Annotated in this window: 16 protein-coding genes and 1 pseudogene; 8 read left to right on the forward strand and 9 right to left on the reverse strand. The window is 61.8% G+C overall.

Annotated elements, in window-relative coordinates:
- The 5 genes from ACFXIV_RS21455 to ACFXIV_RS21475 form a co-directional block, all read right to left on the reverse strand.
- Positions 1-352, reverse strand: a 352-nt coding sequence (locus ACFXIV_RS21455; RefSeq protein WP_379421306.1) for an AMP-binding protein, incomplete at its 3' end; no start/stop codon positions are given.
- A gap of 40 nt (positions 353-392) precedes the next feature.
- Complete coding sequence (locus tag ACFXIV_RS21460; RefSeq protein WP_379396449.1) at positions 393-1,220, reverse strand: mycofactocin-coupled SDR family oxidoreductase; 828 nt, start codon at positions 1,218-1,220, stop codon at positions 393-395.
- A 36-nt stretch (positions 1,221-1,256) separates the two neighbouring features.
- Positions 1,257-2,009 (reverse strand): SDR family oxidoreductase, encoded by a 753-nt coding sequence (locus ACFXIV_RS21465; protein WP_379421307.1) that lies wholly within the window; start codon positions 2,007-2,009, stop codon positions 1,257-1,259.
- Positions 2,006-2,986: a hypothetical protein gene (locus tag ACFXIV_RS21470; RefSeq protein ID WP_379396445.1), complete on the reverse strand. Its 981-nt coding sequence runs from the start codon at positions 2,984-2,986 to the stop codon at positions 2,006-2,008. Before ACFXIV_RS21470 ends, ACFXIV_RS21465 begins: the two co-directional genes overlap by 4 nt.
- Before the next feature lie 7 nt (positions 2,987-2,993).
- On the reverse strand, positions 2,994-5,618 hold the full coding sequence (locus ACFXIV_RS21475) for a PEP/pyruvate-binding domain-containing protein (RefSeq protein ID WP_379396443.1): 2,625 nt from the start codon (positions 5,616-5,618) through the stop codon (positions 2,994-2,996).
- Positions 5,619-6,105: 487 nt separating this feature from the next.
- On the opposite strand from ACFXIV_RS21475, the gene ACFXIV_RS21480 reads away from it, so the two are divergent.
- On the forward strand, positions 6,106-6,228 hold the full coding sequence (locus tag ACFXIV_RS21480) for a hypothetical protein (RefSeq protein ID WP_379396442.1): 123 nt from the start codon (positions 6,106-6,108) through the stop codon (positions 6,226-6,228).
- Positions 6,229-6,235: 7 nt separating this feature from the next.
- Here the strand turns inward: ACFXIV_RS21480 and ACFXIV_RS21485 are convergent, their stop codons facing one another.
- A complete protein-coding gene (locus ACFXIV_RS21485; protein ID WP_379421308.1) occupies positions 6,236-7,006 on the reverse strand; it encodes a tyrosine-protein phosphatase in 771 nt (256 codons plus the stop codon).
- Entirely contained in the window at positions 7,003-7,638 is a 636-nt protein-coding gene (locus ACFXIV_RS21490; protein WP_379396440.1) for a PaaI family thioesterase, read from the reverse strand. The genes ACFXIV_RS21485 and ACFXIV_RS21490 overlap by 4 nt, the downstream gene beginning before the upstream one ends.
- A 379-nt stretch (positions 7,639-8,017) precedes the next feature.
- Between ACFXIV_RS21490 and ACFXIV_RS21495 the strand changes: the two genes are divergently transcribed.
- The 7 genes and pseudogenes from ACFXIV_RS21495 to ACFXIV_RS21525 form a co-directional block, all read left to right on the forward strand.
- Positions 8,018-9,514 (forward strand): carotenoid oxygenase family protein, encoded by a 1,497-nt coding sequence (locus ACFXIV_RS21495; protein ID WP_379421309.1) that lies wholly within the window; start codon positions 8,018-8,020, stop codon positions 9,512-9,514.
- A 37-nt stretch (positions 9,515-9,551) separates the two neighbouring features.
- Positions 9,552-10,244: a nitroreductase gene (locus tag ACFXIV_RS21500; protein ID WP_379396436.1), complete on the forward strand. Its 693-nt coding sequence runs from the start codon at positions 9,552-9,554 to the stop codon at positions 10,242-10,244.
- A 281-nt stretch (positions 10,245-10,525) separates the two neighbouring features.
- The gene (locus ACFXIV_RS21505) at positions 10,526-12,430 is read left to right on the forward strand and encodes a flavin-containing monooxygenase (protein ID WP_379421310.1); all 1,905 of its coding nucleotides are present in this window, start codon (positions 10,526-10,528) and stop codon (positions 12,428-12,430) included.
- Positions 12,431-12,576: 146 nt separating this feature from the next.
- A complete protein-coding gene (locus ACFXIV_RS21510) occupies positions 12,577-13,584 on the forward strand; it encodes a transposase (protein WP_379421311.1) in 1,008 nt (335 codons plus the stop codon).
- A gap of 275 nt (positions 13,585-13,859) precedes the next feature.
- Positions 13,860-15,323: a wax ester/triacylglycerol synthase family O-acyltransferase gene (locus ACFXIV_RS21515; RefSeq protein WP_379396430.1), complete on the forward strand. Its 1,464-nt coding sequence runs from the start codon at positions 13,860-13,862 to the stop codon at positions 15,321-15,323.
- A gap of 20 nt (positions 15,324-15,343) precedes the next feature.
- Positions 15,344-16,000: a TetR/AcrR family transcriptional regulator gene (locus ACFXIV_RS21520; RefSeq protein WP_379396428.1), complete on the forward strand. Its 657-nt coding sequence runs from the start codon at positions 15,344-15,346 to the stop codon at positions 15,998-16,000.
- 193 nt (positions 16,001-16,193) lie between these two features.
- Positions 16,194-16,506 (forward strand): annotated as a pseudogene (locus ACFXIV_RS21525) (transposase); the annotation flags it as partial.
- 156 nt (positions 16,507-16,662) lie between these two features.
- Here ACFXIV_RS21525 and ACFXIV_RS21530 read toward each other — a convergent pair.
- A complete protein-coding gene (locus ACFXIV_RS21530; protein WP_379396426.1) occupies positions 16,663-18,792 on the reverse strand; it encodes a molybdopterin-dependent oxidoreductase in 2,130 nt (709 codons plus the stop codon).
- The gene (locus ACFXIV_RS21535; RefSeq protein ID WP_379396424.1) at positions 18,789-20,171 is read right to left on the reverse strand and encodes an FAD-dependent oxidoreductase; all 1,383 of its coding nucleotides are present in this window, start codon (positions 20,169-20,171) and stop codon (positions 18,789-18,791) included. The genes ACFXIV_RS21530 and ACFXIV_RS21535 overlap by 4 nt, the downstream gene beginning before the upstream one ends.

Here is a 20,171-nt window from a genome sequence, read left to right on the forward strand (position 1 = left end):
CGTCGTCGCGCCATGTCGTGATCTCGTCCTCCTGCACCCATTCTGGTGCATCAGAACTCCCACAACCGCTGGACCTGCTCAGCGGGCTCCAGTCAAACCGAGTGTTCACCGGAATGACGATCGCGCCCAATCGCAGAGCCGCGAACGCGACAGCTATGTACGCGGGGGAGTTGGTCGCGGTCACCGCCACTCGGTCCCCTCGCTGTACACCTGCCCTCTCCAGTGCGGCTGCAATGTGCGCGCACCGGCGGTCGAGTTCCGCCCATGTCCACCGTGTGGTCCCGGCCAAGACGGCTTCCCGATCTGGTACCCGACACGCATTTTGTATGACAGCGCCACTGATCGTCGGCATCGTCTACACCCTTCTAATCTGGCCAACGCCCAGCAGCGCCCTACAGCGCGCCACCGGCGTCCACAATGTGCGTCGTTCCGGTGACGTACCTTCCAGCGTCGGAAACGAGGTACAACACGGCATTGGTGATGTCGATCGGCTCGGTGAGAGCGACGGGCATTCTGTTGAGGGTGCGCGCCGCGGCCTCGAAGTCGTGGCGGGTCGGAGCCTCCAGGTCTGGCCGGAACAGCTTGTAGGTCGCGTCGTTCAGCACCATGTCGGTAGCGACTGTCGTGGGATGCACTGTGTTCACGCGAATACTCTGTGCTGCCAACTCTTTTGCGAGAACCTTCATCAGCCCGACCAGCCCGGACTTGGCGGCTGCGTAGTGAGCGATGTTCGCGTTGGCGACGAGCGCGGCGAGTGAGCTGATTATGACAATCGATCCGCCACGTCCGCCGGCGACAATATGTGGTGTCGCCGCACGGACGGTTCGCCACACCCCGGTCAAGTTGATGTCGATCATCGTCGTCCAGGTCTCCTCGGACATCTCCAGAGTTGGTGCCGGCGCCGATATGCCCGCATTGGCGACGACGATGTCGAGCCGACCGAGTTCCCCCACCCCGGCTTCCACCGCGGCAGTGAGTGCCCCCAGATCACGAACATCGGCGACGGTAGCCGCAATTCGCCGACCGGCGGCTTCCACCTCTCGCACGGTCTGGTCGAGATCTGGTCGGGTCGCCATGGGGTACGGCACCGACTCGATCGGAGCGCATATGTCGAGTGCGATGATGTCCGCGCCCTCGCGTGCCATCTGCACCGCGTGGGTCCTGCCTTGGCCCCTTGCTGCGCCGGTGACGAGCGCGACTTTGCCGTCGAGCGAACCCATCCGTACTCCTTCTCTTCGTCTCTTCATGTTTCGGTCTCAGCAGTCGGCCGGCTGGCCGACTGGGCGTAAGACAATTTCGTTCACGTCAACGGTGGGCGGCTGGTCCAGCACGAACATGACTGCACGCGCTACGTCGTCTGGATCGAGCATCGGGCGTTGTCTCAATTCGTCACGCAAAATGCCGGTGTCGATGACACCCGGTTGGATCACCGTCACACGCACCCCGGTCCCCACCGCCTCGGCTCGAACCGATGCAGCAAGCGCCGACACGGCCCATTTCGTCGCCGAGTACAGCCCGGGCCGCATGATCCGGCCGGAAACGGATCCCATGATGACCAGATGGCCGCCGGACTCTTCGAGCCGAGGCAACACTGCTCGCGCGCTGAGTGCGGTCCCGAGCACATTCGTCAGAACCATGCTCTGCCACTCGTCCGGATCTGCCCCGCCGTGCCCGAAAAACGACGCTGACAACGCGATCCCGGCATTGATCACCGCGCCGTCGATGCCGCCGAGCCTCTCCGCCACCCCGTCGACGGCCTTTGACACTGCGATCCAGTCTGTGACATCGGCGCTGACCGCCACGGCGGCAGCTGGTCCCACCTCGTCGACTATCGCGGCAAGTTTGTCCGCGCCGCGGGCCAGCAGAGCCGTGCGGTACCCCGCCGCGACAGCGTGGCGAGCCACTGCGCTCCCCACACCCCCCGAAGCACCTGTGATCAGCAAAGTTCGCCGATTTCTTGTGGGCTTCAGGGGGTTGGCTCTCGGCAGAGCGGGCTTCCCGGAAGTCAATGAACTCTCCGGACGAACCCGTACTCGGATTGCCCATAGCCGATAGCACCGTTCGCGGTGCGGACCTCGAGGATCTCGTCGAACGCGCTGAACGTCGGCCCGTCGCGACGCGGCAATCCGATCGGGCACCATCCGCCCCACAGACGCCGTTGGTCGCCGAGCACCAACTCAGTGCCATCAGCGAGGTCATACCTGGTCTCGATCGCGAATCCCGCGATGTCCTTGGGGATGTGGACGTCGACGACCGGAATGGTGCCGGCGTCACTGATAATGCCCCCACCTGTTCTTTGTGAGCCGTCCGGGTGCAGATGCTTGATCACCGCGATATCGAAATCATCAGTGGTGACCCACAAGTAGTAGTACTCCGGGAACTGAATCGAGTCGTCACGGTAGCCCCAGGTGCGGGTTCGGTACCCGAGCGCGGCGATGGGGTAGGTCACACCGTCGAGAACGAAGAACCCCGTCATAGTCAACGGGTGTTGGAAATGTTGGAGGGGCTCCTGATCCTGGTAGCGCGGAATCGACCCCCCGGACCCGAAGTCGATCGGTCCACGACGCGGGGCCAGTATCAATCGTCCTTGCAACCGCGGATGATCGATGACGATTTCGCTTTTCATATCGAACTTGATCGAGTTGCTGTCGAACCGCGAGGCCCGAGCAGGCAACGGCTCGCGCAAATCGAAACTTTTGCCCTTGATCATGAGATTGAGCTGAGCTTTCGTCGTCTCGTGATTCGGCGAGGAGTTCCAATGAAAGAACCCGTACGCCTCGTTTGCGACATCCCAGAACGCGAGATAGATGTGGTCCTTCCAAGGCGGAGCGCCGGCGTCCACCGACTCTCTCGCGGGGTAGCTGTTCGGACCCCATACCGGGTCGAGGTCGTAGAATTCTTGATCTACCGGCGGAGCGAATGATTGTGCAAAAGACATTGGTCTGTCTCCCAAATCTTGCATCGAATATTTGACGATGAAATTCACGCGTGGATCAGGCCGGAACGCTCCGCGCGGACGCAGACCGACGTTCGAGAATCTGGATCGTTCCAGCAGCACCGTCGATTCTGACCCGGTCGCCAGTGCAGATGTGCCGAGTCGCCGACTTCGTGTTGACCACGCATGGAATGCCGAGCTCCCTTGCGACAACGGCCGCGTGGCTCATTACGCCGCCGATGTCGGCGACCAGCGCCGCAGACAAGAACATGAGCGACGCCCAAGCCGGGTCGGTATCTCGCGCGAAGAGGATCTCACCTTCCTCGACGATCGCCTGGGCCGGATCGAGGACCACACGCGCGATACCTTCCACGATTCCCGGGCTCGCAGGTGTGCCGGAGATGGCGCCGATGACCTCGTCTGGTTCCGCTACCACCGGAGTCGGCATTCCACGCCAAGCATCAGGCACGTCGATCGTTTCGTATCGCTCGCGAAGCGCCCTACGAGCGCGAACCAGATCCCGGGCCCCTGGGACGTGCAGATCGCGGATCTCATCGACCGTCAGATAAAATACGTCCTCGACATTCGCAATCTCACCGCTAGCGACGAGGAATTCGCCGCTGCGGCGGATCGATGCGCGCACCACATCCAGTGCCTGCATGAAGGCAGCCTTGGACACACCGCGCATCGGCAGGTAGTGCCGAGACATCGCCAGTACAAAGCGAGCGTGAAGGTGCCGGCGCCGAGGAAGCGATGCCAGCAGTTCCCGCTCGAGCCGACGTCGCCTCGAAATCCGGTCGACCGAGGATAGACGTGGATCGTCGCTATCAGGTCGGCTGCGGTACTGAGCGATCTGGCTAATGACCATGGAAGGGTCCTCACGCCAGCTTTTGTTCGATAGTTCGCCTTCACGCCAGCCGTGGAACCCATGACGGGCAAGAAACTCATCGAGTGTCAGCCGGTCACGCGAGCAAAGCCACATGTCCTCTACCAAGGCACTTTCCTCATGCCCTCCATAGCCTGCGACGATCTCGTGGGCAGAAACATCTGTGGCGGACGCAATACGTCGCAACATTTTGGCGGTGGTGTGAAAGGCCCCCATAGTCAGGTTGACTTGCAGTGCCAAACTCGTGGTGAAGAGACTGATGGCCTCATCCAGAATCTCGATCGTCCGACGAGCATCAGAAGTCTGCAACTCTTCCAGGGCAGTGCGCCAAAACTGGTCGACCCGCGATCGATTCGCGCGCATACGACGCGGGACTACAAGGAAAGGCAATGGCGTGCGCAACAACGATCGGGGATGGTAACGCCTTTTGGATGCGGGTTCCATCCCACCCGGAACCGTAGAGAAGAACTGTCCTATAAGTTCGGCGCCGCTCATCCCCGGCACACGGTCCGCCCACTCCGCCAATAGATCCACACGGAGGGCAGCGCGGCCATAGAACACTCCGACGATCCAGTCCTGTGGACTGGACGGAATCAGAGCCTCTGTTCGAGATAACGCACCGAGGAACCTGAAATGGTTCCGGTTGACATGTTCACTGACAGGTAACCAAACCGACCATGTCATTGGCGTTTCGACACCGGGGATCGACTCCTGCATGTTGGTCACGGTCCATAAACCATCCCGTGCCGCATGTCCGTGCAGCATCGTTGGCTCATCGAGGTCGACCTGCGTCATTCCCGACTGCGCCGTCGCGCGCGTGCCGCGAGACCCGTTGCTCCACACCGTCTCTGCGCGCGTTTGCAGGAGGAAGAGTTCGCGATCGCTGTCCGGCTCGCCGACCATCGCCCACTCGACGTCTTGCGGTGCGCCGAGGGCTTCCTGAAGTGTCAGTCCCACACCCGCGATCAGGGCCAACTCGGCAGGCGAGAGCGCGGGCCGGTGCCGATCCGCTTCCTCTACAGGAACCTTCTCCACCCGGCTGGACACTTCGGAGTATCGATGTGCAGTATCTTTGCCTCGAATCTCGGAGCGGATGATTCGGCGGTCGGATACCGACGCCCAATAACTGTCCGACGTGACATCACCCTTCACGACGCCTTCGCCGAGGCCATAGGCCGCCTCCACGTAAACGGATGACCGATCCCCTGTCGCAGGGTCGAGGGTCATCATCACGCCGGCGACATCGGCGGGCACCATAGCCTGGACGATCACACCCATCGCCAGATCGTCGGTGACGACTCCGAGCTGCTGCCGATACTGGATCACCTGTGCCGTGAAGAGACTGGCCCAGCACCGAACCACATTCTCCAGGACCGAATCAACTCCCTTGACCCACAAATAGGTGTCCTGTTGGCCCGCAAAGGATGCGTCAGCGAGATCCTCGGCCGTAGCGCTCGAGCGCACGGCGACCGCGGCTGGTTCACCGTTGCTCATGTTGGTGTAGGCGTCGAGGATCGACGCACGTACGTCCTCTGTGATCAGGTCAGCGGTAAACAACTCAGCGATACGGGCGGATTGCGCGGTGACTTCGTCCAGGCCCTCGCCGGAGCGCAGGATGGCCTCAATGTGAGACGCAACATCTCCATTGACGCAGCTGCGGTACGCGTCAGTGGTGATCACAAACCCGGTCGGTACATTGAGACCAAGCCCCGACATCGCCGCGAGGCCCACTGCCTTCCCACCGACTTGATGCCGAGACCTGTTGTTGCACTCCGCGATTGACACGATGTGTTCCATGACAGCTCCCGACTGGTTCGATTAGCGGTGCCGATCACATCCAGGTACTCGTTGTGATTCACGGCATAGCCATATTAAGAGATGAGTCATCTCACAAGCAAGCCTTGATGTACCAGGGGCGGCATGGATAGGCGACAACCGAGTTCGCTTGTCCTCCGGGTTGGGCTGGAAGGATGTCGCCGTGCCCCGCTCTGCCCTTGCGAGCTCGACGCCGTCGTGCGAGTTGCACGCAACCCCGATTTCCGGGGGGCGACCCCGCATCAGATTGCGGCCGGCTTTGGGATCCACCTGACGATGTTGTCGAAATGGCTGCGCAAGGCCGACCTCGGCGAGGAACGACCCAACACAGGCTATGAGAACGAGGGCATCGAGCCGACCGCAGTCTGTGCGGCAAGAGCAAGGCCGGCCCACCAGTCCACGACGACCTGGTCTGTCGCAAATTTCTCGACCGAAGCGTCGCGCGCGGACGTGGCCGGACTGTATTGGCATGCCGAGCGCGGATCGCAGCCGCCTCGGAATGGCCGGGTCGATGGGCGATGTCAGCGCGGCCGGCGACCATGCTTCATCGGAGGCTGGTCAGCACGTCCACGTGATCTTCACCGTGAACTGAGCATCACTCAGGGAACAAGAATCTCACGTAGCTGTCGTCGCTGTGCCGGCCCGATACCGATCGATTCGAGATAGCCCCCGAAGGACCCGTGCACTTCAGTGGCTGCACTGAACGCGCTGTCGAGGTACTCGGATCGCACACCGAGTAGCAGGGACGATAGATCTACATCCACTCCGCGGCGGCGCTGAACAGCGCGCAAGTGGTCGACAGCCTCATTGCTTCTGAGGAAGTCCGTCGCAATTGCAGCTCGGTCCACGCCCGCCGCTGCAAGCACTGTGGCGACAACCCAACCGGTTCGATCCTTGCCGGCGGCACAGTGCACGAGCACCCCGCCCGACTGCCGCTCATCGGTCAGTGCGTTTGCGACGGTGCGTATCGCGTCGGACGCGCCCTCCGACCGGATGAAGGACCGGTACGCCTTCACCATGTATGAGAAACGCTCGCCGTCGTCGACCAAGCGTGGCTGTGTGTGTAGAGCAGCGGCGGGCCCGGCATCGCGATGGAACGAGCGGACAACGACCTCGACGCCGGCGGGAACCGCATCCGCACCGTCGGTGTCGATCTCCCATCGGCTGCGCAGGTCCACCACCCGCCCGATTCCCAGATCGATCATCGTGCGCTGCCCGAACGTATCCAGACGATTCAATGCTGACGCCCTGAACAGGACACCAGAGGCTATTCCGGGCTTCGCGCTGTGCGATGACCCGACGTCACGGAAGTTCCAGGCACCCGACAGCTGGGTACCTTGCCCTGCCCTGCTCGGTGTCGGCACGTTCACGACGACGCTGTCTTTGCGATCGACTCGATCGGCACCTCGATGAACAACCCGGTCGCGTCGGCGAGGAGGGTGCCGGTCTCATCATGCGCCGTCGATTCGATGTAGAGCTTGCGCCCGTCACGGCGCGCCAGTCGACCGCGGTACTCGACCTCGCGACCGATACGCACCGGCGCCCGGTATGACACGGTCATGGTTGCGGTGTACCCGGACAACCCATTCATCGTGGACAACACAAAGCCCATCACATCGTCGAATACTGCTGCTACCGGACCCCCGTGCGCGAAGCCGGGCATTCCGGAGCACCCGGCATCGAACGTGACCCGGGCAACCACATCGTCGCCGTCACGACAAAAGCGAGCAGCCAGTCCGAGCGGGTTGTCCTTGCCCGACACCGGGCACCCCGGGTGGTGATCCATTGCCGCACCGTCGAGCGGCGGTTCTTCGGGGATCTCGCTACGGAGATCCTCTGTCGATCGGCGCAACCGAGGACTGGACACTACGGCCTGCGTCAGGTCGCGCGCCACTTCACGAATTCGATTCAACAGATCGTCGTCAACGTCGTGTTCGAGGAATCGATGCCCGAAGTTCCTCAGCGCAGCAGCCGCGTCGGCCCGAGTAGTGGCCGCGGTCATATCAGTCTTCACGCGCTATCTCCTCGCAACCCGAACAGCCAGCTCAGCATTTTGGTATGCAACGTATCATAATGCGGGAGATATCGCAGCCGGTTGGCGGGCCCTGCACGCCCGTGAACGGAAACGATCACTTATCGAATATCCGACATCGACCATCTCCGTCCACGTGTCCAAACTATGCAGTCTACCTGCAGAGTTGATGCCGAAGAGCTCTTCCGAAGCCTCCTCCGTGGAAACGATCGTTTACAAGATGATGGTTTACGGTGTACGGTCGAAGGCAGGAGACCAGGCCGATCTGCACAGGTCGCCGATGCGGGCGATAGCCGCCCTTCACCGATCGGCCGGCCCCCAGTCAGCCATGACCGCAGGAGTGATCACTATGGGCTATCCCATCCCGTCCGACGCCCGGTTCAAGGGCGTGTTTCAGCCGATGCGCTTCGAGGCCACCGTGGAAGAGTGCATCGTCACCCACGGCGAGATTCCCAAGGACTTGTCCGGCGGGTTCTACCGCACCGGGCCCACCTGGAAGCGGCCGACCAAACAAGGCACCAACGGAATCTTGTCGATGGACGGCATGGTCCAGGCCCTGGTCCTGGACAACGGGCGGGCAGATTTCCGTAATCGCTGGATCCGCACTCCCAAGTACCTGCTCGAGGAGAAGCATGGCCGAGGGATGTTCGAGTGGACCGACGGCGACTTCCACGATTGGCGTGTGTGGGGATACGGCGACGTCAAACGTGATCGTTACACGACCGGTGTTCCTCAGGGTACGAACAACGTCAACGTCTTCCCGTTTGCCGGAGAGGTAGTTGCCTCGGGCGAACAGGGAGGCCCGCCCATCGCGCTCGACCCCATCACCCTGGAGACCAAGGGCATCGTTCCGTGGTCCGCCAAACTCGGTTCTGGGATCCATGAGAAGTCCAGCTATGGCGATGCTTCGTTCACAGCTCACCCGAAGTGGGATCACGAGACCGGTGTCCTGTACGGATGGTCCTACCGGGACACCGCACCGTACGTGACGCTGCACTGCGTCAGCCCCGATGGTTCGGTCGACAGCCGTGACCTGCACGATGCCCCATACAACACGGTTGCCCACGATATCTGGCTCACCGAGGACTACATCGTGATGCCGTTCCAGCCGATGGTGATCGACAAGACCCGCATTACCGCTCGCGAGTTGTCGGTCTTCGGTTGGGAGCCCGAGCTGCCGATCGTTCTCGCACTGATTCCGCGGAACGATATCCACGGCGCCATTCGCTGGCTGACTACCGATCTCGAACCGCAATATGTGATGCACACGATGTCCGCGAACTCGACCGGTAACGTCCTGACGCTCGACGCTCCCATCTTCAATCGCCCACCGTTCCCGTTCGAGCAGGACTTCGCGGCCGGCGATGACGTCGCACTGTTCTTCAGCATCGCCAAGAGCGCCTTGGGCCGATGGACGATCGATCTGGACACTGGCGCCACAAAGGCCGAGTTCTTGTCCGACCGGCCCTCGGAGCTTCCGAAGGTCGACGAACGTTTCTATGGCAAGCCCTACAACTTCGGCATACAGGTCGGCGGCGTGAACAAGCGCAATGGGATGTCCATGAACAGCCTGGTTGTCACAAATATGCGCACGCTGTCGGACCAGGAATATGTGATCCGCACCGATCAGCCGGCGGGTGTTCTCGAAGCCACCTTCGCGCCTCGGCGACCAGACTCACCAGAAGGAGACGGGTACGTCATCGTGCCGGTGTCGTGGTGGGCGGAGAACCGCGGCGAATACCTGATCTTCGACACCGACGACATCACTGCGGGCCCGGTGACGCGGATCGAGTTGCCCTTCAAGTTGGGCTGGACCGCGCATGGGCACTGGGCCGACTTCCGCTGAGTCTCCGAACCTGACTATTCGACGAACGGAACCATCGATGACCACTGTGGAAACCTCCGAGACAGCTGTACTCGACAGATTGCTCGACGACCGATGGAGCTGCCGCGGCTTCCGGCCGGATCCCGTGCCCCGCAGCACGATCGAGCGGATTCTCGATATCGCACGAAAGTCGCCGTCGTGGTGCAACACCCAGCCTTGGCACACGATCGTCACGGAAGGCGCAGGTACAGAACGATTCCGGCGGGCGCTGTCCGGACATGCCGCAGCCACGTCGGGCCTCGCGCCGGACTTCGCATTTCCGGAGCGCTACGTCGGCGTCTATCAAGAACGCCGTCGGGAGTGCGGTAGGCAACTGTACGAGAGTGTGGGCGTCGCACGCGGTGACCGAGACGCGTCTGGACGCGAGGCCCTGCGCAACTTCTCGTTCTTCGACGCACCGCACACCGCTGTCGTGACAACTACCGCCGACCTTGGCGCCTATGGGGCGGTCGATTGCGGACTGTACGTACAGACCTTCCTGCTCGCGGCGCAGAGCCTGGGGCTCGGAGCCATCCCGCAGGCGGCGTTCGCCGCGCACTCAGGGTTCATCCGCGACTTCTTCGGGCTCCCGCACGATCGGCTGATCGTGTGTGGGATCTCCTTCGGGTACGCAGATCCGGATCACCGAGCCAACCAGTTCCGCACTACTCGCGCACAACTTGCGGACACCTACGACTGGATTGATTCCTGATGGTCGACGAGTAGGTACTCCTCGACACCGGCGCGCGATCGAGCGCCCGCGGCCATGGCGTCGCGGGCGCTCATTTGCATTTCCTCCGGGCCGATTCGGCCATGTGAGACCTCATGCAGATTGACACCGTTCCGCAGAGCCCTTATATTGAGACAGCAAGGCTCAAAATTATTTCACGCCTTTAACCAGTCGAATGGAGTCCACGCAGCACCCGAACGGCTCCTGTGTGCGGGCGTGGGTCAGTCCGAAGGGAGTACACAGTGACGACCACATCTCCGAATGTGACCGCCGAGAACAATTCGGGGTGCGACCTACTCGATGACGCTCTGCGAGATGCCAACATCCCCACTCTGATCGCCGTCCTCGTGCATCTGACCGGCGATGACAAGTGGCTGCGAGCGCCCTACGCCCCCAAACGCGCGAGGGGACTGGACGATAACGACGACGGCGGTCTCCCCGACGAGATCCAAACCGAGATCAGGATGGCGCTGCGCTGCGCCGTTACCGAGTACGACGCCGGCCTGCTTACGACGACTGCACCGAGTGCCGAACGCGTGACCGAGATTCTCAGTGCCGTCCTTCACGAGCAAGTACCCGTTGAGTATGGGCCGCTACTCAGCGAGGAGCTCGGCATCACCAGCCGCTCGGTAGCGCTCACCGCACAGCCGGCCGAGTCGGGATTCTCCGTCGGTGTCATCGGTGCCGGCATGTCCGGAATAGCTGCCGCACGAGAACTGCAGGCGTCGGGTATCCGGTACGAGATTCTCGAGAAGAACGACGGTGTCGGCGGTACTTGGTTCGAGAACTTTTACCCCGGATGTGGCGTTGACACGCCCAGCAGTCTGTATTCGTATTCGTTCGCACCCAAGAGCGACTGGTCGCGCTACTTCGCCAAACGCAACGAAGTCTCCGAATACTTCGAGGACACGGCCGAAACGGCGCAAATCCTGGATAACGTCGTATTCGGTGTCGAGGTGACATCCGCGACATGGGACGACGACAACAGAATCTGGACCGTGATCGGGCGAACCCGATCGGGCGAGCGGATCGAGCGCACGTACAGTGTGCTCATCTCGGCCGTTGGTCAGGTCAACCGACCCAGCATCCCCGAGCTCGACGGCATTGACACCTTTCAGGGTGTCGCGGTCCACACCGCGGCGTGGGACACGAGCATCGATGTAACGGGCAAGAACGTCGTGGTTATCGGAACAGGTGCGAGTTCCATGCAGCTCGTCCCCGCGATCGCCGATGCCGTCGGAAGCGTCACCATCTTCCAGCGATCCAAGCACTGGGTACTGCCTCACCCCAACTACCAGCGGCCGATCACCGACGAAGTCAAACTCGCCAATGACCTCATCCCGTACTACACACGCTGGTACCGGCTACGCGCGTTCTGGAACTTCGGTGACCGGCTGCACGATTCACTTCAGATCGATCCCGACTGGCCGCATTCGGACCGGTCGATCAACAAGACCAACGAGAGTCACCGTGTCTTCCTGACCGAATACATCAAGCAGCAGCTCGGAGAGCGCCAGGATCTGCTCGATGTCACGCTGCCCACGTATCCCCCGTACACGAAACGTCCTTTGATCGACAACGGCTGGTACGCAACGTTGACGCGTTCCAACGTCCACATCGTGGAGTCGAGCGTCACGCGAGTCACCGAAACGGGCGTCGTCGACAGCGATGGCAACGAGCACCCCGCGGACATCCTGGTGTACGCCACCGGGTTCAAGATCCAGCAGTTCCTGTATCCGATGGAGGTGCGTGGTCGCTCCGGGCGATCGCTGCGCGAAACATGGGGGCCGGACGATGCGCGAGCCTACCTCGGCGTCACCGTGCCGGACTTCCCGAACCTGTTCATCCTCAACGGCCCGAACACCTTTGCCGGTCATGGTGGCAGCGCGATCCTCGCCACCGAATTCCAGCTGCGGTATGCACTGCAAGGAATCGAGCGAATCGCCTCGGGTGCGGCGGCATCCGTCGAGGTGCGACAGGAAGTTTGTGACGACTACAACAGCAAGATCGACGCAATGATGGATGCCATGATCTGGTCCCATCGAGGCACCGAGACGTACTTCCGGAACAGCGCCGGCCGCGTCGTGGTGAACAGCCCCTGGAAATACATTGATTACTGGCGCTGGACTCTCGAGTACAAGTCCAGCGAGTATATCGAAAAGGGCTGATTGATCCCGATCAGGATCAGGAGCATCGGGGCGACCGCAACGCTATGGCGAGCGTCTCGATGCATCCCTGGCGATTCGGTAATCGCCGGGGTGGCAGGTTGAACCAGAGCGCCTGACCGCTGATGCTGCCGGTGGAGGTGGTGCCGGTGGCTCGTAAGCCGGATGTGTTCGTCAGAGCGGTGACTTCGGAGGAAGGCCGCAAACTGGCCGAGATCGCCCGCCGCAGCAGACAGCCGGTACAGATACGGCGCGCGGCGATGGTGATGGCTTCGGTGCAGCATCAACCGGCGGGGTTCATTGAGTTGATGCAGGTGTCGGAATCGTGTGTGCGGCAAGTGATCCGCGACTTCAACGTCAGATCGCCCGGTGCTGCCCCTCGCGACTTGGGCTGGCCGTTCTCCACGTGGAGTCTGTCGAAACTGCGGTATGTATTGCATGTCAACGCAATCGCTGACAGCAGTCGCGAAACGCTACGGCTGATCTTGGAGGCCGGTGGCGTGTCGTGGCAGGCGACCAAGACCTGGAAGGCCAACGACCTGAACTTCAGCGAGAAGATGGCCCATGTGCTCGACCGCTGCGACAACCCGCCCGCCGATGGGCGCGTGGTGTGCGTCGATCTACAACCTCGTCCCGGCCGCGGCTGGTCCAGCCGCCGCAGGCCCGAACGGTTGCGGGCCACAACCGCACCCGGGGGTGCCGCACATGTTCGGCCCGGACCTGCGCACCGGGCAGTTGTACTACCGCATCCGGGACCGGAAGCGGTGGACGGAATTCCTCGCCTCCTCGAGACTCTGCGGGCTCGCTGGCCGGGTGAGAAGTTGTGCCTGATCTGCGACAACTACTCGGTCCACAAACGCCGCGAGGTCCGCATATGGTGCGCGGACAACGCCGTCGAATCGGTGTTCCTGCCGACCAATTCATCTTGGCTCCACCGCATCGAGTGCGAGTTCGCCGCACTGCGGTACTTTGCGCTCAACGACACCGACCACCGCAGCCACGGCGAGCAGGAAGACGCGATCGGCGACTACACCCGCTGGCGCAACCAGCACGCCGAACCGCGGTCCGCGACTTCGCATTCGGCTCCTAGATCCGGGCACCCGGATTACCTACCGAACGCTTGCCGCAGTGCGTTTCCAGGGAGCCTCTCGTTCTGACTACTCGCCGGTAGCCCAACGATGGCCGCAATCCGTGTACTACCTTGCGGACCAGAGTTCTTGGACGTGCGATCAGTGTTTAGTGTTCGCACACAATTAACGAGACGTAACGGTCGATCAAGACCGTGACGTGCCGGCTCACACTACACTCGCTTTCACCCCTCCAGATCGAGGGCTTCACCGTTCGAGCCTGTCAGCGCCGATACGGTGTCGCGCTCCGTGCCGCGATGCACGGAATCACCAGACGTCCGGGATCGACGCTGTGAGCTGTCGGCATGTCCCTGCCGGCGGCCGCGTCCGGCACCGGCACGACCCGGGAGGAATCCGTGGTCCACCAGCACACCCGCACCGCCATCTCGACCGCACGCGCCATCGGCCCTGTGAGACAGCTCGGTTCGCTCGATCTGCACCTGCTCGATACCGAAACGTCCACTACACCACTGCATATCGGCGCGATCACGCTGCTGGACTCCGCGTCGGCGCCGAATGGACCGCTCGATTCCGAAGCACTGCGACAGCTTTTCGCAGAAAGGCTGCCCCTCGTCGCGCCGCTACGCCGCCGGGTGCGCACAGTCCCGTTCGGATTGGACCTGCCCTACTGGGAAGACTGTGCGCAGATCGACCTGAAATACCACGTCCGCGACATCCGGCTGCCCGACGGCGCCGATGATCGAGAACTCGCCGACTACGTCGCGCGCCGCCACGGTCAGCCGCTCGACAGGTCGCGCCCGTTGTGGGAATGCCACCTCGTATCCGGACTCTCGGGCGGACGGCAGGCCGTCTATACGAAGGTGCACCACGCGGTGATCGACGGCGTATCCGCCGCCGAGATCATGGCCGCAATATTTGATATCTGCCAAACACCCTCCGCCGCACTGCCCTCGACTCGGGAGCTACGTCGCGGCCGGACACCGTCGACCGTCGAAATGCTCGCGCGCAGCCTCCCGAACGCACTCACCCGACCGGCAACCCGATTCCGCGCCGCCGTGCGCGCTGTGCCGACACTGCTGCGTTCCGCCGATGATCTACGCACCAAGCACCCCGACGTCCCGTTCAACGGTCCCCTCACCAGCGCCCGCAGCGTCGCATACACATCGCTGCCCCTCGATGAGGTGAAAACTATCAAGAACAGCGTCGATGGGACGGTCAACGATGTCGTGATGGCCTTGTGCACCACCGCGTTGCGCAGCTGGATGCGCGACCGCGGCTTCGCCACGGACCGACCGCTGCTGGCCGCCATTCCCGTATCGGTGCGCACGCCCGAGCAGTTCGGTACCGCGGGAAACCAGTTCTCACTCATGCTCACCACGTTGCCGATCTCCGAGACCGACCCTCGCCATCGAGTGAAACTGTTGCGGGACAATCTGCTCGTCGCCAAACAGCGATTCCACACCCAGTCATCGAACCTGCTCCACGAAGTCACCACACTGGCGACACCACTGCTGCACGGCATGCCCACCCGAGCCGTGATGCGAGCGGCCGCGTCCACTCTCCCTCTGGTCAACCTGCTCGTCTCGAACGTCCCCGGCCCACAGATACCGTTGTACCTCGCGGGAATTCGCGTGTTGTCGAGCCATCCCGTCTCGGTGCTCACCGAGCTGTCAGGCTGCCTGAACATCACTGTCATGTCCTACGACGGACACCTCGACTTCGGAATTCTCGCCTGCCCCGACACCGTTCCCGACGTCTGGGAAATCGCCCGCAACCTCGAGGAAGCACTGGCCGAACTCCACGCCTGACCGACCAAACGGAGCAGGAAATGACCGCCGAACCCATCGAATACGAACCGACGATACCGTCGCGGCAGTCCGGCAAATTCGTCGTCCGTGCCAGGCGTGCATTGCGGCGACGGCGTGCCTTGGCAGCAGCGACCGAGGTCTTCGTCGCACGCGGCTTTCACGCGGCCACGATGGATGAGATCGCGCATCGCGCGGGCTGGACCAAACCGATTCTGTACAAGGAGTTTTCGGGGAAGCTGGAGCTTTATCTGGCGGTGTTGCAGCACCATATCGACGCATTGACCGACGGGGTGCAGCGGGCACTACGCTCGACCACCGCGAATCGGGACCGGGTCCGCGCCGCGATCCAGGCCTACTTCGACTTCGTCGACTACGAGCCGCAAGGGTTTCGGCTGGTCTTCGATTCCAACGTACCCAGCGAGCCCTCCGTACGATGGCGAGTCGGACGCGCAACAGACGACTGCGTGACAGCCGTCTCCACCCTCGTCGCGCACGATTCCGGATTGAGCCCCTACCGATCTCGCATGCTCGCCGCCGGGCTGGTCGGCGCCAGCCAATTCGCCGCGCAGTACTGGATCGACACCGGCCGTGCCGTCCCGAAGGCAGACGCCATCGCGGCGGTGATCACCCTGTGCTGGGGCGGATTGTCGTCCGTACCACTGCAGTCCACCGACTGACTCCGCGCCCGCAAAGCCCTGTGACTCGGGCACGACGATCTCGCCGTGCGAGCGCGCACTCGCGCGCCGCAGAGACCGAAAAGCCTCACCCCATAACCACTCTGGACACGACCATGCCTCAATCACCCGACAACCCGGCACCGACGACACACGATCGTGCCGAGCAATCACAGACCGGCGCCGAACCGACGACCGACAGCGGCGCGGGCCCCGACGCCGCAAACCGTCGAAACTGCACGCGGACAAGGCTTATGACATCGCTGAGCTGCGCCGGTGGGTCCGCGACCGGGGCATCGCCGTCCGGATCGCCGGCAAGGGCGTCGAATCCTCGCGCCTCCTCGGCGCCCATCGGTGGGATCATCGAACGAACCATCTCGTGGTTGACGAGCTGTCACCGGCTCAACCTGCGGTTCGAGCGTAAAGGCATCCACTTCTGCGCCTTCTTCACCGTCGCCGCGGCACTCACCTGCTACAAGAAACTCGCGAAGACGAAATCAGCGACATGAGACACCGTCTTAACCATCGCCGATGGAGATGCCCGCCGGTGCGGATCGGCGTATCAACACCTCGATGCGAGGTCACCCGGGCCCCTCTTCGGCAAAATGCCTTTAGTGCGAGACATGGCATCTGCCGGAGGGCGCCGGGCTCACGATTCGAGCGGGCTACGGCCTAGATTCAACCTCTACCGGTACGCCCGAGAGCCACGACATGAAGCTGAGAGGCTCATAGGTGCCAATTCCGTTCGGCATGAGGATGTTGCAGTTCACGCCAGGCTTTTGTGTCGCAGTGCGTAGGGATTCGGCCCGTGAGTTGCCGTAGCCGTGACTCATCGCCACCACCCCCGGCCTCAAATCATTGTCAATGAATACCCGAGCACTGATTTGGCCATACACTGTCGATACTCGGACGGTGTCGCCGTCGAAGATGCCGCGTGCCGATGCGTCCGCCTCACACATATGCAATGGATTGTCGCGGTTCCTGCCGCGCCGATACCGCGGTATATTGACAAGCCAACTGTTGTTCATGTAGGGCGTGCGGAGGCTGATCATCTTCAGCGAGTCATGCGGTTCATTTGTCAACGTCTCGAAGATTTCGCCGCACCGCTCGATCAGTCCGGACTCCGTGAACGCGGGAGGAAAACAGTCGATCAGGTGATCCGAATGCTGGAGGCACCGATCGAACAGTGAATCTTTGTCCTTCTCGGGAAACATAACGGTGTTCAACGGGCTCTGTCGCAAAGCGTCGACAGTCAGCCCCCTCATACCAAGAACCGCGTCGAACAAGAGAGTCACATCGGCATCTGGATTCGTATCAAGCGGGGAGCTGATGCCCATCTCCTGTGCGATGCGCGCAAGGATCCACCACGCATGCCGGCGGTCGTGTGTCGGCGCCACAACCGCGTCTGTGTATGAAACGTGGGGTTTGGTCTGCATCCCAGATCCGGCAAGGTTGATGTCGGGACGCTCGAGCCAATCCGTCACCGGCAGGACGTAGTCGCACATCTCACCAGTTACGCTGCGGTAGATATCGATGGCGACCAAGAGATCGAGCTTTTCGAATGCGGCCCGCAAGCGTTCCTCGCCTCCTGCTGTGATGAGCGGGTTCCCGCTCCATAGGATCAAGGCACGAATGTCACCGTTCTCGATCAGGTCGGCCAACAGGGTCGCCGGCAGCTGCGAGTAACCGACCGGGTCGGGGAGTTCAAGCGGACCGACGGATGTCTCGATGACCTGCATGGCCGTAAACGGCGGGCAATGGTCGATCAAGCCTGTCGGCTTGAAGGTTCCGCCTGTTCGGCCCAGGTTCCCGGTGACGAAGTTGATCATCTCGGTGAGCCAATAGCAAAGCACACCTTGACGACTTTGGTTGACACCGGTCGACATATAGACGATCGCTGAAGGGGCGGCACAGATCTCGGCAGCAACCTGCTTCGTACTTGCTGCAGGAATACCGGTAACATGCTCGACATTCTCTGGCGAATAGGATTTCACAAACGTCATCAACTCGTCGATGTGCTTACCTCTGGCACGCATAAGGTCGTGATCGAACCCGCCCAATGATTGGATCTCATGGAGCAAGGCTGCGAGAAAATACACATCCGAGCCGGGTTTGATCAGCAACGTCGGCCCTGTCTCGGCCGTCGAGGACTCAACCCGGCGTGGGTTGACGAATCGCACTTTGCCGCCCCGCTCGATGACCCTCCGTAATACGTCCAGGTTGTCCTGGGGAGCCGACATCATTGACCAACGCGACACTCGCGGATTAGCGCCGATGCACAGCAGATAGTGCGTATTATCAATATCGGGAATCATGAAGGAGCTGGTCGAGCCGTAGATGTGTGCAGCACCTGTGGTCTTGTTCGCCATGTCCTGTGTGGCACCGCCGAAACGCATCTTCGTTCCAACCGCCTCCAAGAATGGGTCGTAGCACATAAGGCCGGCGGAGTCAAACGTAGAAGGGTTGCCGTGAAAGACTGCAATGGCGTCGGGCCCATGCTGCTCGCGGATGTCCCGCAGCCGTGAACCGATGTCCTGCAAGCACGAGTCCCAATCAGTCCGCACGAAATTTCCCTCAGGACGAGACTTCTCGCTCGTACGTCGCTGAGGCCAATTGGCTCGATCGGGATCGTTGTGAACGTCGAGAAATCCGAGTCCTTTATGACAAGCGATTCCTCCGGTCGGGTGACCGTGGGTCGGCCGAAGCTCGATCAGTTTGCCACGGTCATCAAGTTCGGCGGTCAGAGGGCAATTCGGCTCGCAAATACGACAGAATGTGCGCTTCGATTGAGTCATTGAGCATCTCCTGCAATCAATGCGGTATGGAGGAGGTGATGGCGTTCGGCGATCTTTACTCGAGGTCGACCGTGTCTGCGCCCCTCACGGCGCTCCTCGCGGTCGATGGCGTGCCATCCCTCCAGTAGAACAACAGATGTCCGCTTTCGTACCTGTGCAAGCACAGCATCGCGGGACAAGGCAAACCGCTCGGGGGACCGGACCGCTACTGCGTCCGCCAGGACATGTCCGACAGTCTCTGCAGCACATTTCTTGTTGCTGCCGATAATTCCCTGACAGCCGCGTTTCGCCCACCCGGCAACATATACACGCGGAAGCACGTGCCCCTCGCTGTCCAGCACACGGCCGCAGTCGTTGACCACCACGCCCCGGACATCATCGAACTGCAGCCCGGGGAGAGGACGGCCGCGAAAGCCTACTGCGCGGAGCACCAGACCAGCATTGACAAGATAGGAATCGCCAGTAGCGCGCGGGCGAACCTTGCCACTACTGTCACGTTCCAGTCGATTGTGCATCACTTCGACCTGCTCGACCCTGTCATTCCCTAGCAACTGGACCGGCGACTCCAAAAACCGCAACACGATGCGCTTATTGGTCGAAGTCAGTGGACGCTCGGCAAGCCGGTGCAGTGTCCTTAGCTTTCGGCGGATCGCGTGGTCGCTAATGTCCTTTTCGATGGAGTCCACACTCGGCAGGCCTTGTTCATCGACCACAACATCGACGCCGCTGAGCCGTTCGAGCTCCTCCAACTCCGGGTTCTTGAATGCCGCCTGCTCGTGACCTCGACGCCCCAGCACCACAACCTCCCTGATCCGCGATCGGCGCAACGCATGGAGCGCGCTATCGGAGACGTCTGTGCGCTCGAGCTCGCGAATCGGCATGGCCAGGATCCGTGCGACGTCGAGGCCGACGTTCCCGTTGCCTACCACAACAGCACGTTCGACGGACAGATCGACGGGCAGATCGCGGTGGTCTGGGTGACCGTTGTAGAAGCTGACGAACTCGCGGGCAGACCAGCAACCTGGCAAATTCTCGCCGACTATCCCGAGCCGTGTGTCGTCCGTGGCCCCGGAGGCGTATAGGACGGCGTCGTACCACGAAACCAGTTCGCTGTGATGGATAACCGTGCCCACCTCAACGTTACCGAGGAATCGCACTCGCTGATCTTGCAGCAGAAAAGCAAAGTGGCGGTCGATGACGAGCTTCTTCTCAGGATGATCCGGTGCCACCCCCGACCGCGCCAATCCCCATGGGGTTGGTAGTCGTTCGAACAGATCGACCTCCACGGCGAACCGTCCCTGTTCGAGCAAATGCTCGATTGCGTAGAGGCCGGCTGGGCCAGCCCCGACTACCGCTATGCGCAGCGGTTGCTTGGACAT

It is taken from the genome of Nocardia sp. NPDC059236, from assembly GCF_042754085.1.
Taxonomy (GTDB): Bacteria; Actinomycetota; Actinomycetes; order Mycobacteriales; family Mycobacteriaceae; genus Nocardia.